The 13,429-nt window shown below is 70.7% G+C and carries 15 protein-coding genes; 10 read left to right on the top strand and 5 right to left on the bottom strand.

Annotated elements, in window-relative coordinates; all coding sequences use genetic code 11:
* Nucleotides 1–177: 177 nt before the first annotated feature.
* Together rplQ and truA are read left to right on the top strand one after the other, a co-directional pair.
* The gene (gene rplQ, locus ABZ948_RS39300; RefSeq protein WP_351337586.1) at nt 178–663 is read left to right on the top strand and encodes a 50S ribosomal protein L17; all 486 of its coding nucleotides are present in this window, start codon (nt 178–180) and stop codon (nt 661–663) included.
* A gap of 167 nt (nt 664–830) precedes the next feature.
* On the top strand, nt 831–1,685 hold the full coding sequence (gene truA / locus ABZ948_RS39295; protein WP_359767927.1) for a tRNA pseudouridine(38-40) synthase TruA: 855 nt from the start codon (nt 831–833) through the stop codon (nt 1,683–1,685).
* Between the two features lie 3 nt (nt 1,686–1,688).
* Here the strand turns inward: truA and ABZ948_RS39290 are convergent, their stop codons facing one another.
* On the bottom strand, nt 1,689–2,558 hold the full coding sequence (locus ABZ948_RS39290) for a hypothetical protein (RefSeq protein ID WP_359767926.1): 870 nt from the start codon (nt 2,556–2,558) through the stop codon (nt 1,689–1,691).
* A 74-nt stretch (nt 2,559–2,632) separates the two neighbouring features.
* Here ABZ948_RS39290 and ABZ948_RS39285 point away from each other — a divergent pair, with 74 nt between their 5' ends.
* From ABZ948_RS39285 to glmM, 4 genes are all read left to right on the top strand, one after another.
* Complete coding sequence (locus ABZ948_RS39285; protein ID WP_359767925.1) at nt 2,633–2,944, top strand: hypothetical protein; 312 nt, start codon at nt 2,633–2,635, stop codon at nt 2,942–2,944.
* A gap of 214 nt (nt 2,945–3,158) precedes the next feature.
* Nucleotides 3,159–3,602, top strand: coding sequence for a 50S ribosomal protein L13 (rplM, locus tag ABZ948_RS39280; RefSeq protein WP_019754543.1), 444 nt, complete (start codon nt 3,159–3,161; stop codon nt 3,600–3,602).
* A 42-nt stretch (nt 3,603–3,644) separates the two neighbouring features.
* The gene (gene rpsI, locus ABZ948_RS39275) at nt 3,645–4,157 is read left to right on the top strand and encodes a 30S ribosomal protein S9 (RefSeq protein WP_031118774.1); all 513 of its coding nucleotides are present in this window, start codon (nt 3,645–3,647) and stop codon (nt 4,155–4,157) included.
* Between the two features lie 165 nt (nt 4,158–4,322).
* A complete protein-coding gene (gene glmM / locus ABZ948_RS39270; protein ID WP_359767924.1) occupies nt 4,323–5,681 on the top strand; it encodes a phosphoglucosamine mutase in 1,359 nt (452 codons plus the stop codon).
* Nucleotides 5,682–5,769: 88 nt separating this feature from the next.
* Here the strand turns inward: glmM and ABZ948_RS39265 are convergent, their stop codons facing one another.
* Together ABZ948_RS39265 and coaA are read right to left on the bottom strand one after the other, a co-directional pair.
* Nucleotides 5,770–6,702 carry a DUF389 domain-containing protein gene (locus ABZ948_RS39265; protein ID WP_359767923.1) on the bottom strand — a complete coding sequence of 311 codons (933 nt, stop codon included), beginning with the start codon at nt 6,700–6,702 and terminating at the stop codon, nt 5,770–5,772.
* A gap of 32 nt (nt 6,703–6,734) precedes the next feature.
* Entirely contained in the window at nt 6,735–7,703 is a 969-nt protein-coding gene (gene coaA, locus ABZ948_RS39260; protein WP_435857790.1) for a type I pantothenate kinase, read from the bottom strand.
* A 193-nt stretch (nt 7,704–7,896) separates the two neighbouring features.
* Between coaA and ABZ948_RS39255 the strand changes: the two genes are divergently transcribed.
* The 3 genes from ABZ948_RS39255 (at nt 7,897) to glmS (ending at nt 11,654) form a co-directional block, all read left to right on the top strand.
* A complete protein-coding gene (locus tag ABZ948_RS39255; RefSeq protein ID WP_359767921.1) occupies nt 7,897–8,904 on the top strand; it encodes an ATP-binding cassette domain-containing protein in 1,008 nt (335 codons plus the stop codon).
* Nucleotides 8,901–9,710 (top strand): ABC transporter permease, encoded by an 810-nt coding sequence (locus ABZ948_RS39250; RefSeq protein WP_359767920.1) that lies wholly within the window; start codon nt 8,901–8,903, stop codon nt 9,708–9,710. Before ABZ948_RS39255 ends, ABZ948_RS39250 begins: the two co-directional genes overlap by 4 nt.
* A gap of 96 nt (nt 9,711–9,806) precedes the next feature.
* Nucleotides 9,807–11,654, top strand: coding sequence for a glutamine--fructose-6-phosphate transaminase (isomerizing) (glmS, locus tag ABZ948_RS39245; RefSeq protein ID WP_359767919.1), 1,848 nt, complete (start codon nt 9,807–9,809; stop codon nt 11,652–11,654).
* A gap of 104 nt (nt 11,655–11,758) precedes the next feature.
* On the opposite strand, the gene ABZ948_RS39240 is transcribed toward glmS, so the two are convergent.
* Both ABZ948_RS39240 and ABZ948_RS39235 read right to left on the bottom strand, forming a co-directional pair.
* Nucleotides 11,759–12,118 (bottom strand): hypothetical protein, encoded by a 360-nt coding sequence (locus ABZ948_RS39240; protein WP_359767918.1) that lies wholly within the window; start codon nt 12,116–12,118, stop codon nt 11,759–11,761.
* Nucleotides 12,119–12,208: 90 nt separating this feature from the next.
* A complete protein-coding gene (locus tag ABZ948_RS39235) occupies nt 12,209–12,874 on the bottom strand; it encodes an ankyrin repeat domain-containing protein (RefSeq protein WP_359767917.1) in 666 nt (221 codons plus the stop codon).
* A gap of 72 nt (nt 12,875–12,946) precedes the next feature.
* Between ABZ948_RS39235 and ABZ948_RS39230 the strand changes: the two genes are divergently transcribed.
* Nucleotides 12,947–13,318 (top strand): holo-ACP synthase, encoded by a 372-nt coding sequence (locus tag ABZ948_RS39230; protein ID WP_359767916.1) that lies wholly within the window; start codon nt 12,947–12,949, stop codon nt 13,316–13,318.
* The last annotated feature ends 111 nt before the right edge of the window (nt 13,319–13,429 follow it).

Here is a 13,429-nt window from a genome sequence, read left to right as displayed (position 1 = left end):
CGGCGGCGAACGCGGGCGAGGCGGTGCGGGCCAGGTGCACGGCCGCGGACTCCTCGCCCTCCGCGGGCGGGTGGGTGAGCGGCCCGAGGACGCCCCGGATCTCCGACGGGCAACCGCTCGCTCGGATACTGACCCCGGTACCTGATACGGCCGGGGCAGACACCTAGGAGAAACACCATGCCGAAGCCCACCAAGGGTGCCCGTATGGGCGGCAGCGCCGCGCACGAGAAGCTGATGCTCGCGAACCTCGCGAAGTCGCTGTTCGAGCACGGTCGTATCACCACCACCGAGGCGAAGGCGCGCAAGCTGCGTCCGTACGCCGAGCGTCTGGTCACCAAGGCGAAGAAGGGCGACCTTCACAACCGCCGTCAGGTGCTCCAGGTCATCACGGACAAGAGCGTCGTCCACACGCTCTTCACCGAGATCGGCCCGCGCTACGAGAACCGTCCGGGTGGCTACACCCGGATCACCAAGATCGGTAACCGCCGTGGCGACAACGCGCCCATGGCCGTCATCGAGCTGGTCGAGGGTCTGACGGTGGCGCAGGAGGCGACCGGCGAGGCCGAGGCCGCGACGAAGCGTGCCGCGAAGGACGCCGAGGCCGCTGAGGCTCAGGTCGACACGACCAAGGCCGAGGACGCCGAGGAGTCGAAGGACGCGTAAGCGTTCTGCCGGGGTCTGTGCGTCGGCGGCTGCGGCTTCGTCGTGGTTGTTCGCGCCCACGCGGCGGAGCCGCAAGTCGACACAGCCCCGCGCCCCTGAAGCGGGCGTTGGCGGGTCCGTTCCTGATCGGAGCGGGCCCGCCTTTGGTGTTCTGAGAGGATCTGTTCGTGAGTGATGAAGCGGCGCCCGGGTACGTTCGTGTCCGGCTCGATCTGTCGTATGACGGGAGCGAGTTCTCCGGGTGGGCCAAGCAGGCCGGCGGGCGGCGGACCGTGCAGGGGGAGATCGAGGACGCCCTGCGGACCGTGACGCGGTCGCGGGAGACCTACGAGCTGACCGTGGCGGGGCGCACCGATGCCGGGGTGCACGCCCGGGGACAGGTCGCGCACGTCGATCTGCCGCGTGAGGTGTGGGCCGAGCACCACGAGAAGCTCCTGAAGAGGCTCGCCGGGCGGCTGCCCCGGGACGTGCGGGTCTGGGCCCTCAGGGAGGCGCCCAGCGGCTTCAACGCCCGTTTCTCGGCGGTCTGGAGGCGGTACGCGTACCGGGTCACCGACAACCCCGGGGGCGTCGACCCGCTGCTGCGCAACCACGTGCTGTGGCACGACTGGCCGCTGGACGTCGACGCCATGAACGAGGCGGCGCGGGGACTGCTCGGGGAGCACGACTTCGCCGCCTACTGCAAGAGGCGCGAGGGCGCGACGACGATCCGGACGCTGCAGGAGCTGAGTCTCGTCAAGGGCGACGACGGGATCATCACCGCGACCGTGCGGGCCGACGCCTTCTGCCACAACATGGTGCGCTCGCTCATCGGGGCGCTGCTGTTCGTGGGGGACGGGCACCGGCCGCCGGACTGGCCCGCGAAGGTGCTGGCGGCCGGCGTACGGGACTCGGCCGTGCACGTCGTACGGCCGCACGGGCTGACGCTGGAGGAGGTCGGCTACCCGGCCGACGAACTGCTCGCCGCGCGCAACAAGGAGGCGCGGAACAAGCGGTCGCTGCCGTCGGCGGGGTGCTGCTGAGGCCTACTGGTCGGCAGCGGCGGACGCCTGGACCTGGCCGCGGCGGTGGATCTGGTCGACCGTGAACTGGGCCAGGTCGTTGCCGGCCTTGAAGACCGCGGTGTCCTCGGGTGTCACGTCCTTGCCGCTGGTGAAGCCGGCGTTGGTGAAGTAGGCGTAGCGGCCGTAGGAGTTGCCGGTCGTGCGGCAGAACCCGGACTCGCAGAAGGGCTTCACGCCGCCGCCGGAGAGCGACTTGACGAAGCTCCGCTTGTTGGACTGGCTCCTGGCCTTGGCGGCCTGGGCCTCGGTGTCGAAGACCGCCACACCGACCGTCACGGCGATGCCGTCCTTGGAGTAGGTGGCACGTATCAGGCGGGTGCAGCCGTTCCCGGTGAGGGCCTTGGGGAGCGTGCCGCCGGACGCCGAGGCGCAGTTCCTGGTGTCGGCGGTGGGACCCTTCTTGTACACCGTCCCGGCCATGGTCAGCTGGGTGCCGGGGAAGAGGGTGTCCGGGCTGAGCGGGGCCTTGTCCTTCTTCGCGCTGGAGATGAAGTCCTTCGGGTCCAGCGGGGGCGGGGCGCTGGTCGGGGCGAACGACGGGGCCGAGGCCGAGCCGCTCGGGATGTCCGCGGAGGGCAGGGAGGCGGGGTTGTTCCCCTGGTCGTCGCCGCCCGCCGAGACCACGGCCACGGCGACGGCGGCACCGATCGCGACGGTGGCGAGTGCGCCGCCGCCCACCAGCAGCAGCCGGCGTCGTTTGTTACGGGCCTCGGACGCCTCGGCGAGCGCGGCCCAGTCCGGAGACTGGCCGCCGCCGCTGTTCCACGGCTGCTGCGACTGCGGTTTCCAGGGATCCCACTGGGACTGAGGTCCCCCCTGCCCAAAGCTCATGGGGCGCATCTTAGACGGGACATGGGGTGTGCTGGTCCGCCCCGAGCGACCCCGGAGCCCCTAGCGTTCCTCCCATGACGACGGGCAAAGGCGACATCTGCGGGTGGTTGGGGCGACTGCTGCCGGCTGTGCTGCTGCTGGTGTGCCTGACGGCATGGCTCCCGGCCGGAATCGGGGTGTGGCCATCGGTCCTGGTCGGGGCGGTGCGCGCGTTCCGTCGTCCGCGCGGTGGCGGTTCCCTGCTGCGGTGGGGTGCCGGGATGTGCGCCGACGTGGTGCTGTCGTCGGTGGTGCCGTTCGTGCGGCCGGTGCGGCGGCGGACGCTGCGCAGGGCCGTCACCGTGTGTGCCGTCCTGTGCCTCTCCGTGGCCGATCGCGGGCGGTGATCCCGCGTTTTGACCCTTGTCGAACGCCCCGGTATTCTGCTTGTTCGTTGTGTATTGGCTTGCTCATTCTCACGGGACGGGCCCTTACACCGGTCCACCGGGCCGATGACCAGCGACCAGCACGCGGTTTGCGTCACCGCAGTGCGGTCAAGGCTGTCGTGATCGTTTCGGTGACCTGTTCAGGACCATTCACTCGAAGCGAAGGCTACGAACCGTGCGTACGTACAGCCCCAAGCCCGGCGATGTGACGCGCCAGTGGCACGTCATTGACGCTCAGGACGTCGTCCTGGGCCGTCTCGCCTCCACCGCAGCGACCCTTCTCCGGGGCAAGCACAAGCCGATCTACGCGCCGCACGTCGACGCTGGTGACTTCGTCATCATCATCAACGCCGACAAGGTGCACCTGTCCGGCAACAAGCGGACCCAGAAGATGGCGTACCGCCACTCCGGCTACCCGGGTGGTCTGCGCTCCGTCCGTTACGACGAGCTGCTCGACAAGAACCCCGAGAAGGCCATCGAGAAGGCCGTCAAGGGCATGCTCCCCAAGAACACTCTGGGCCGTCAGATGCTCTCGAAGCTGAAGGTCTACAAGGGTGACCAGCACCCGCACGGCGCGCAGCAGCCGCAGCCGTACGAGATCACCCAGGTCGCGCAGTAAGTCCGGCCACCCCCTAAGACTGAAGAGAATCTGAGGAGAATCGTGGCCGAGACCACTGCCGAGCAGCCGCTCGAAGAGCTTGACATCGACAGCTACACCACCGAGTCCGAGGTCCCCGTCGAGGGCGAGTACACCTCGGAGTCCATGGCCTCCCGCTTCGGCGAGCCCCAGCCGGCCGCCGGCCTGGGCCGTCGCAAGAACGCCATCGCCCGCGTCCGGATCGTCCCGGGCACCGGCAAGTGGAAGATCAACGGTCGCACCCTCGAGGACTACTTCCCGAACAAGGTGCACCAGCAGGAAGTCAACGAGCCCTTCAAGGTGCTGGAGCTCGAGGGCCGCTACGACGTCGTCGCCCGCATCGCCGGTGGCGGTGTCTCCGGTCAGGCCGGTGCGCTCCGTCTCGGTGTCGCCCGCGCGCTGAACGAGGCCGACGTGGACAACAACCGCGGCCCGCTGAAGAAGGCCGGCTTCCTCCGCCGCGACGACCGTGCGGTCGAGCGCAAGAAGGCCGGTCTGAAGAAGGCCCGCAAGGCCCCGCAGTACAGCAAGCGCTAATCGCGTCGCCTGTCCTGGCGACTGGCTTCGCAACGATCGCCCCGGCGGCACAAACTGTGCTGCCGGGGCGGTTCGTTTACACAACCCCTACCGCCCCCGGACAGTCTCAGGGATGTACTTGGGGATGTGAGCCGCATTCTCTTCAGCAATTCGGAGGACAGCACAGTGGGACGACTCTTCGGCACGGACGGCGTGCGCGGTGTCGCCAACGCGGATCTGACGGCGGAGATGGCGCTGGGCCTCTCCGTGGCCGCGGCGCACGTACTGGCCGAGGCGGGCACGTTCGAGGGACACCGGCCGACGGCGGTCGTCGGGCGTGACCCGCGCGCGTCCGGGGAGTTCCTGGAGGCCGCCGTGGTCGCGGGCCTCGCCAGCGCCGGCGTGGACGTCCTGCGCGTCGGTGTGCTGCCGACGCCCGCGGTGGCGTTCCTGACCGGGTCGCTCGGCGCCGACCTGGGTGTGATGCTCTCCGCGAGCCACAACGCCATGCCCGACAACGGCATCAAGTTCTTCGCCCGCGGCGGCCACAAGCTCGCCGACGAGCTGGAGGACCGGATCGAGTCCGTCTACGAGGAGCACCGCACCGGCGCCCCGTGGGACCGGCCGACCGGCGCCGGCGTGGGCCGGGTGCGCGAGTACGGCGAGGGCTTCGACCGGTACGTCGAGCACCTGCTGGGCGTCCTGCCGAACCGGCTCGACGGGCTGAAGGTCGTCCTCGACGAGGCGCACGGCGCGGCCGCCCGCGTCTCGCCCGAGGCGTTCCGGCGGGCCGGTGCCGAGGTCGTCACGATCGGGACCGAGCCGGACGGGCTCAACATCAACGACGGGTGCGGCTCGACGCACCTGGACCTGCTCAAGGCCGCCGTCGGCGAGCACGGGGCCGACCTCGGCATCGCGCACGACGGTGACGCCGACCGGTGCCTCGCCGTGGACCACACCGGCGAGGAGGTGGACGGGGACCAGATCCTCGCCGTGCTCGCCCTGGCCATGCGGGAACAGTCCGCGCTGCGGTCCGACACGGTCGTGGCGACGGTGATGTCCAACCTGGGCTTCAAGCTGGCCATGGAGCGCGAGGGCATCCGGCTGGTGCAGACGGCCGTGGGCGACCGGTACGTGCTGGAGGAGATGAAGGAGCACGGGTTCGCGCTCGGCGGCGAGCAGTCCGGGCACGTGATCATCCTCGACCACGCGACGACCGGGGACGGGACGCTGACCGGGCTGATGCTGGCGGCGCGGGTCGCCGGGAGCGGGCGTCCGCTGCGGGAGCTGGCCTCCGTGATGGAGCGGCTGCCGCAGGTGCTGATCAATGTGCCGGACGTGGACAAGTCGCGGGTGAAGACGTCGGCGGAGCTGGCGGCGGCCGTCGCCGACGCGGAGCGGGAGCTGGGGTCGACCGGGCGCGTGCTGCTGCGGCCCTCCGGGACCGAGCCGTTGGTCCGGGTGATGGTGGAGGCCGCCGACATCGAGCAGGCTCGGTCGGTGGCGGGGCGGCTGGCTGATTCGGTGAAGTCCGCGCTGGGTTAGGGAGCCGGGCAGGGGGCGGGGGTTCTGCGGGCCGCGGGCGCGTCGTGGCTTGTCGCGCAGTTCCCCGCGCCCCTGAGGGGGGTGCTCCTCAGGGCGTGTTCTTGCGCTGTCGGGACCAGAACCACCTCTGGGCCGCCAGCGTCGCCGTGCCCGCGAGGATGATGCCCAGCAGGTTCAGCAGGAGTTGTTCCGTGGAGCCCCAGGTCTGGTTCATGTTGCCGTAGCTCAGGGCCACGGCCGCGTTCGCGGCGGCCGGGACCGTGGTCACCGAGATGGCCACGCCGACCAGGGCGCCCGACTTGGCCGACGTCAGGGAGAGGGTGCCGGCGATGCCGGCCAGGACCGCCACGACGAAGGAGAACCAGTCGGGGGCGTAGATGAAGCCGGTGTTGGGGCGGTCGGCCCGCAGCTGGGCCTTGCTGAACAGGTCGACCGCGTCCATGAAGAGGCTGAAGCCGACCGTCACCGCCATCGCCGCCGCGAAGCCGACGAGCAGGGCGATGAGCGAGCGCGCGGCGAGGCGTGGCCGGCGGCGGACGATCGCCGTGCAGATGCCGGCGAGCGGGCCGAACTCCGGGCCCACCGCCATGGCGCCCACGATCAGGATCGCGTTGTCCAGGACCACACCGCAGGCCGCGATCATCGTGGCGAGCGTGATGAACGCGAGGTACGTGACGGAGAGGGTGGACTCCTCGTGCGTCGCGTCGGTCAGGTGCTCCCACAGGACCGCGTCCGCGCCCTCGCCGGGCGCGTCGGCCTCCGCCTTCTCGGCCCGCTCGGACAGGGACAGGTCGATGGACTCGACGGCGATGGAACCGCTGGTGTCCAGGCCCAGCTCCCGCAGCCCGGTGAGCAGGTCGTCGCCCGCCTCGCGCGCCACGTCGCACATCACCACGTCCCCGGCGGGGTCGCGGGCGCTGTCCGGGAGCACGACGAGATGCGTGGTGCCGACCGTCTTCTCGATCAGCCGCACCACGTCGTCGGTCTTCTCGCACGGACTGATCAGGCGCAGATGGAGCATGGCGACCATCTAAGCGGTCTTTCCGCCGGACGTCACAGCTTGCGCAGGCTCAGCCGCTGCACCTTGTGGTCGGGGCCCTTGCGCAGGACGAGCGTGGCGCGGCCGCGGGTGGGGGCGATGTTCTCGACCAGGTTCGGCCGGTTGATCGTCCGCCACATCGTCCGGGCGTAGTCGAGGGCCTCCTCCTCCGAGACCTGGGTGTACTTGCGGAAGTACGAGGAGGGGTTCTGGAAGGCGGTGGCGCGCAGCTTGCGGAAGCGGTTGAGGTACCAGTGCTCGATGTCCTCGACGCGGGCGTCGACGTACACGCTGAAGTCGAAGTAGTCGGCGAGGCCGACCCGGGTGCGGCCGTCCTTGCCGGGCAGGGCGGGCTGGAGGACGTTCAGGCCCTCGACGATCAGGATGTCGGGGCGGCGGACCGTGAGCCGCTTGTCGGGGACGATGTCGTAGATCAGGTGGGAGTAGACGGGCGCGGTGACCTCGTCCTTGCCGGCCTTGATGTCGGCGACGAAGCGGGTCAGCGCCCGGCGGTCGTAGGACTCGGGGAAACCTTTCCGCGACATCAGGCCGCGGGTCTGGAGTTCCTTGGTCGGCAGCAGGAAGCCGTCGGTGGTGACCAGCTCGACGCGCGGGTGCTCGGGCCAGCGCGAGAGCAGGGCCTGGAGGAGGCGGGCGACCGTCGACTTGCCCACGGCGACCGAACCGGCGACGCCTATGACGAACGGCGTGCCGGACTGGGAGCCCTGCTCGCCGAGGAACGTGTTCAACGCCCCTCTGAGGCCGTCGGTGGCGCCGACGTAGAGGTTGAGGAGCCGGGACAGCGGGAGGTAGATGTCCCGCACCTCGTCGAGGTCGATGACGTCGCCGAGGCCGCGCAGCTTCTCGACCTCCTCGGCCGTCAGCGGCAGCGGCGTCTTGTCGCGCAACGCGCTCCACTCGGCTCGGGTGAGGTCGACGTAGGGAGTCGCCTCCGGGCGGGGCCGGTGGGCGCTCCGGGGCATCGAGGAGACCGGAGAGATCACAGTCCATTGTTACGGGCGTACGAACGGGCGGTGAGGTGGGATCCGTCACGCGGGTCTTTCAGGCCTTCCCCGGGGGAGAAAACCGGCCAAGGGGAGGAATGTCAGTGGCGTGCGTCACAGTTGTGGGAAGGGTGGGCCCAGCCCGGGGTCCACCGACCCCGAGGGGTGACCCATGACGTATGCGATAGAGGCGGAAGGCCTGGTCAAACGGTTCCGGGAGACCGAGGCGCTGGCCGGTGTCGATCTGGCGGCCCGCAAGGGCACGGTGCTCGGACTGCTGGGTCCCAACGGCGCGGGGAAGACGACGGCGGTGCGGATCTTCGCCACCCTGCTGCGGCCCGACGGGGGCCGGGCCCGGGTGGCCGGCCACGACGTGGTCCGGGAGGCCGGGGTGGTGCGCTCCCTGGTCGGGCTCACCGGGCAGTACGCGGCGGTCGACGAGAACCTCACCGGCACGGAGAACCTGCTGCTCATCGGCCGGCTGCTGGGACTGCCGAGACGGGAGGCCAAGGCGCGGGCGGGTGAGCTGCTGGAGCGCTTCCAGCTGACGCACGCGGCGGGGCGGGCCGCGAAGACCTTCTCGGGCGGCATGCGCCGGCGGCTGGACCTCGCGGCCAGCCTCGTCGGCCGGCCCAGCATCCTCTTCCTCGACGAGCCGACCACCGGTCTCGACCCGCACAGCCGCGGTGAGCTGTGGGACCTGCTGCGCGGCCTGATCGCGGACGGGGCGACCGCCCTGCTGACCACGCAGTACCTGAACGAGGCCGACGTGCTCGCCGACGACATCGTGGTGATCGACAAGGGCCGGGTGATCGCCGAGGGCACCCCCGACCGGCTGAAGGCGCAGGTCGGCGGGCAGGTGCTGGAGCTGCGGCCGATCCTCGGGCAGGACCTCGCACGGGCGCACGCGCTGGTGGCCGGGGCCGCCGGCTCCGAGGCCCGGATTGAGGGCGAGACGGTCACCGCGCCGGTGAAGGATCCCGAGCTGATGCCGGCCGTGGTGCGCGCGCTGGACCGGGAGGGGATCGCCGTCGGTGAGCTGGCCCTGCGCCGCTCCTCGCTCGACGAGGTCTTCCTCGCCCTGACCGGCCACCGGGCGGAACCGGGCGAGCCCGAGCAGGACGGCGGCGCGGCCGTCCGGGACGACGGCGAGCTGGAGAAGGCGGTGAGCCGGTCATGACCGCCACCACCCTCACGGCACCGGTCACCTCCTCGGGCCGGGTGCCGGCCCTCGCCGGACTGCGGCAGACCTTCACCATGGCCTGGCGGAGCCTCGTCGCCGTCAAGCACAACCCGCTCGAACTGGTCGACTACAGCATCACGCCGATCATGTTCGTGTTCCTCTTCACCTATGTGCTGGGCGGGCAGATGGCGGGGTCGCCCGACGCCTACCTGAAGTACGCGCTGCCAGGGATCATCGTCCAGAACACCCTGTTCATGACGATGTACACGGCCATGGCCCTCAACACCGACCTCACCAAGGGCGTCTTCGACCGGCTGCGCAGCCTGCCCATCGCCCGCTCCGCCCCGCTCATCGGGCGGATCACCGCGGACCTCGCCAAGCACGTGTGGGCGATGCTGCTGATGATCGGCCTCGGGCTGGCCCTCGGCTTCCGCGTGACCGGCGGCTTCGGCGGGTTCCTGCTCGGGGTGCTGCTGGTGGTGGTGTTCGCGGCGGCCGTCTCCTGGAGCGCCGTGCTGATCGGGATGCTGGCCGGTGACGCGGAGAAGGTGCAGGCGTTCGCCTTCACGCTCATCTTCCCGATCACCTTCACCAGCAGCGCGTTCGTCGTCGTCGACACCATGCCGGGCTGGCTCCAGGCGTGGAGCGACGTGAACCCGGTCACGCATCTGTCCGACGCCTTCCGCGGGCTGCTGCTCGGCGGGCCGGTGGCGGAGCCGGTGCTGTGGTCGCTGGTCTGGGCGGCGGGGATCGCGCTCGTCTTCTATCCGCTGGCCATGAGGGCGTATCGCGCGAAAGTCTGACAGCGGGGGCTCAGCCCTTCGTACCCCGGTGGGAATTTCCGATTTCGGGCACGCTACGGCCGGTTCGGCACGGGAATCGACCCTAAGCTGCCGCCCATGTGTGGAATCGTGGGATACGTGGGGCCGCAGTCGGCGCTCGAGGTCGTGATGGCCGGGCTGAAGCGGCTGGAGTACCGGGGCTACGACTCGGCGGGTGTCGCCGTCCTGGCCGACGGCGGGCTGGCCACGGCCAAGAAGGCCGGCAAGCTCCTCAACCTGGAGAAGGAACTGGACGGCAGGCCGCTGCCGACGGGCACGACGGGCATCGGCCACACCCGCTGGGCCACCCACGGCGGCCCGACGGACGCCAACGCCCACCCGCACATCGACAACGCGGGCCGCGTCGCCGTCGTGCACAACGGCATCATCGAGAACTTCGCCGCCCTGCGGGCCGAACTGGAGGAGCGGGGGCACGCGCTGGCCTCCGAGACCGACACCGAGGTCGTGGCGCATCTGCTCGCCGAGGAGTTCTCCTCCAGCGCGGACCTCGCCGAGGCGATGCGGCTGGTGTGCCGGCGGCTGGAGGGCGCGTTCACGCTGGTCGCGGTGCACGCCGACGAGCCGGACGTGGTGGTGGGCGCACGGCGGAACTCGCCGCTGGTGGTCGGAGTCGGCGAGGGCGAGGCCTTCCTCGCCTCGGACGTCGCCGCGTTCATCGCCCACACGCGGTCCGCGATCGAGCTGGGCCAGGACCAGGTGGTGGAGCTGCGCCGGGACGGCGTGACCGTGACGGGCTTCGACGGCCGCCCGGCCGACGTCCGCTCGTACCACGTCGACTGGGACGCCTCGGCCGCGGAGAAGGGCGGCTACGACTACTTCATGCTCAAGGAGATCGCCGAGCAGCCCAAGGCGGTCGCCGACACCCTGCTGGGCCGCATCGACGGCTCCGGTTCGCTGACCCTGGACGAGGTGCGGATCCCGCCCGGGGTGCTGCGGGAGATCGACAAGATCGTCGTGGTCGCGTGCGGTACGGCCTTCCACGCCGGGATGATCGCCAAGTACGCCATCGAGCACTGGACGCGGATCCCCTGCGAGGTGGAGCTGGCCAGCGAGTTCCGCTACCGGGACCCGATCCTGGACGCGCAGACGCTGGTCATCGCCATCTCCCAGTCCGGCGAGACCATGGACACGCTGATGGCGCTGCGGCACGCCCGCGAGCAGGGCTCCAAGGTGCTGGCGATCTGCAACACCAACGGCTCGACGATCCCGCGCGAGTCCGACGCGGTGCTGTACACGCACGCCGGGCCGGAGGTGGCCGTCGCCTCCACCAAGGCGTTCCTCACGCAGCTCGTGGCCTGCTACCTGGTCGCGCTGTACCTCGGCCAGGTGCGGGGCACCAAGTGGGGCGACGAGATCCGGGCGGTGATCCGGGACCTGTCGTCGATCTCGGGCGCGGTGGAGCGGGTGCTCGGCACCATGGAGCCCGTCCGCGAGCTGGCGCGCACGCTCGCCTCGAAGAACACGGTGCTGTTCCTCGGCCGGCACGTCGGCTACCCCGTCGCCCTGGAGGGCGCGCTGAAGCTCAAGGAACTCGCCTACATGCACGCCGAGGGGTTCGCGGCGGGCGAGCTGAAGCACGGGCCGATCGCGCTGATCGAGGAGGACCTGCCGGTCGTCGTGGTCGTGCCGTCACCGCGCGGACGGTCGGTGCTGCACGACAAGATCGTGTCCAACATCCAGGAGATCCGGGCCCGGGGGGCGCGGACGATCGTCATCGCGGAGGAGGGGGACGAGGCGGTCGTGCCGTACGCGGATCACCTGGTCCGGATCCCGGCCACGCCGACCCTGCTGCAGCCGCTGGTGGCCACGGTGCCGCTCCAGGTGTTCGCGTGCGAGCTGGCGACGGCGCGCGGCAACGAGGTGGACCAGCCTCGGAACCTGGCCAAGTCGGTGACCGTGGAGTGAGGTCGCGGAGCGGGCGCGCCACCGTGCCCGGCGCGTGAACAGGGGGCGAACGGCTCGGCCGTTCGCCCCCTCGGTCAGCCGGTCAGGCCGTCAGCCGCTCGGGCTCAGATGGGCAGGCAGGTCGCCGGGACCCAGCCTTCCTTGCTGGTGCTGTTGGGGCCGCCGAAGTACCACTTGTTGCTCTTCTTGCCGCAGGCCTTGTAGCTGCCACCGGTGGTGGGCTTGCGGTCGCCGAAGCAGACCCCGCCCTTCTGGCCCTTGTTCCAGGTGCCGACAGCCGTGGCGCTCGTCTTGGGCGCGCTGCGGAGGTTGACGGTCGCCTTGGGCTTCACGTTGACCAGCGCGCTGCTGCAGTCCGGCTTCGTCGCCGCGGCGGCGGTGCCGGCGGTGGCGACGGAGCCGGTGAGGGCCGTGGCCACGAGGGCCGCAGTGGTCAGTGCGGTGCCCAGGGATTTCAACTGCAAAGCTCATTCCTCCCGTTGTGTGCGATGCCGTTTGCACATCGCGGTCATCGCGAACTGTACAAGGGGGAGGGGGAGTTCAAGATCGGGGGTTCAGTACGGGAAGCTCCAGGGCGCCGGTGGCTGCGGGCTGTAGGGGAGCTTGGTCCAGCCGTCCGGGGTCACCTGGTAGAACTCCCCGTTGTCGCCGTCCATCCTTGAACTGGCGCGCACGTGCACCATGTCCGCGTGCAGGCGGTAGTGGAAGCCGCCCATCATGCCGACCACCCGGAAGAAGATCCGCACGTCCAGGCCCTCCGTCAGAGGGGCCAGTGGTGGCAGGAGGTGCTCGATCTCGTCGAAGCAGCTGCCGGTGCGCTCCCGCAGCAGCGCGTGGAAGTGGCGTTCCAACGCGCCAGCGGGGGCGGGGAGTTGCCGGACCGTGACCGGCTCCAGCAGTTCCAGCAGCTGCGTGTGGCCCCGCTCCCGTGCGATGTCCACAGGGAGCCGTCCGTCCCGGGTGCGCTGTGTGCGCCAGGCGCCGTGCGCGATCAGCCGGGAGACGACGGCGATGCCGGCGCCGTGCCAGGCGGCCTGGTGCAGCGGCGCGAATCCGCTGCGATTGCCGGGGCGGGCGAGGTTGACCAGCTCGGGATGCTCCGCCAGCTCCGCGAACACGCCGTCCCAGTCGGCGTCCCGGGCCAGGTCCGAGAACCGGTCCCGGTCCTTCAGGTACCAGTCGTTGTACCGCTCCCGGTCGGTGAGGCCGTCCCATTCCATGCCGATCATGCTAGGCGGCGGGCGCGGAGCCGGTGTCGGCGGGGAATGCCCGGCAGCCGTAGGGTGCTCGGCATGAGCATCATCGGGGTCGGGATCGACGTCGCCGAGATCGATCGGTTCGCGGCGTCCCTGGAGCGTACGCCGGCGATGGCCGAGCGGCTGTTCGTGGAGCGGGAGTTGCTGCTGCCCAGCGGGGAGCGGCGGGGTGTCGCCTCGCTGGCCGCGCGGTTCGCCGCCAAGGAGGCGCTGGCCAAGGCGCTCGGCGCGCCGGGCGGGCTGCTGTGGACCGACGCCGAGGTGTTCGTCGAGGACAGCGGGCAGCCCCGGCTGCGGGTGCGCGGAACCGTCGCCGCCCGGGCCGCCGAACTGGGAGTGCGGTCGTGGCACGTGTCGTTGAGCCATGACGCGGGGGTGGCCTCCGCGGTCGTGATCGCGGAGGGGTGAGCGGCTTTCTCCGGTTCTAGGGGGTGTCCGCAAAGTCCCGTCGTTCGCCCGGAGGGCGGGCCCTGCGGCGTTCGGTGCGTGCTCTCGGCGTGCCGGGCGGACGCCCGCGTA

The sequence above is a fragment of the Streptomyces olindensis genome, assembly GCF_040645895.1.
GTDB classification, from domain to species: Bacteria; Actinomycetota; Actinomycetes; order Streptomycetales; family Streptomycetaceae; genus Streptomyces; species Streptomyces olindensis.
This window is presented reverse-complemented; position numbering and strand designations above follow the sequence as displayed.

Excerpts from the sequence above, each read along its gene's own strand:
- rplQ (WP_351337586.1), top strand. The coding sequence starts at position 178 with ATGCCGAAGCCCACCAAGGGTGCCCGTATGGGCGGCAGCGCCGCGCAC.
- ABZ948_RS39290 (WP_359767926.1), bottom strand. The coding sequence starts at position 2,558 with ATGAGCTTTGGGCAGGGGGGACCTCAGTCCCAGTGGGATCCCTGGAAA.
- ABZ948_RS39285 (WP_359767925.1), top strand. The coding sequence starts at position 2,633 with ATGACGACGGGCAAAGGCGACATCTGCGGGTGGTTGGGGCGACTGCTG.
- ABZ948_RS39265 (WP_359767923.1), bottom strand. The coding sequence starts at position 6,702 with ATGCTCCATCTGCGCCTGATCAGTCCGTGCGAGAAGACCGACGACGTG.
- coaA (WP_435857790.1), bottom strand. The coding sequence starts at position 7,703 with ATGCCCCGGAGCGCCCACCGGCCCCGCCCGGAGGCGACTCCCTACGTC.
- ABZ948_RS39255 (WP_359767921.1), top strand. The coding sequence starts at position 7,897 with ATGACGTATGCGATAGAGGCGGAAGGCCTGGTCAAACGGTTCCGGGAG.
- ABZ948_RS39250 (WP_359767920.1), top strand. The coding sequence starts at position 8,901 with ATGACCGCCACCACCCTCACGGCACCGGTCACCTCCTCGGGCCGGGTG.
- glmS (WP_359767919.1), top strand. The coding sequence starts at position 9,807 with ATGTGTGGAATCGTGGGATACGTGGGGCCGCAGTCGGCGCTCGAGGTC.
- ABZ948_RS39235 (WP_359767917.1), bottom strand. The coding sequence starts at position 12,874 with ATGGAATGGGACGGCCTCACCGACCGGGAGCGGTACAACGACTGGTAC.
- ABZ948_RS39230 (WP_359767916.1), top strand. The coding sequence starts at position 12,947 with ATGAGCATCATCGGGGTCGGGATCGACGTCGCCGAGATCGATCGGTTC.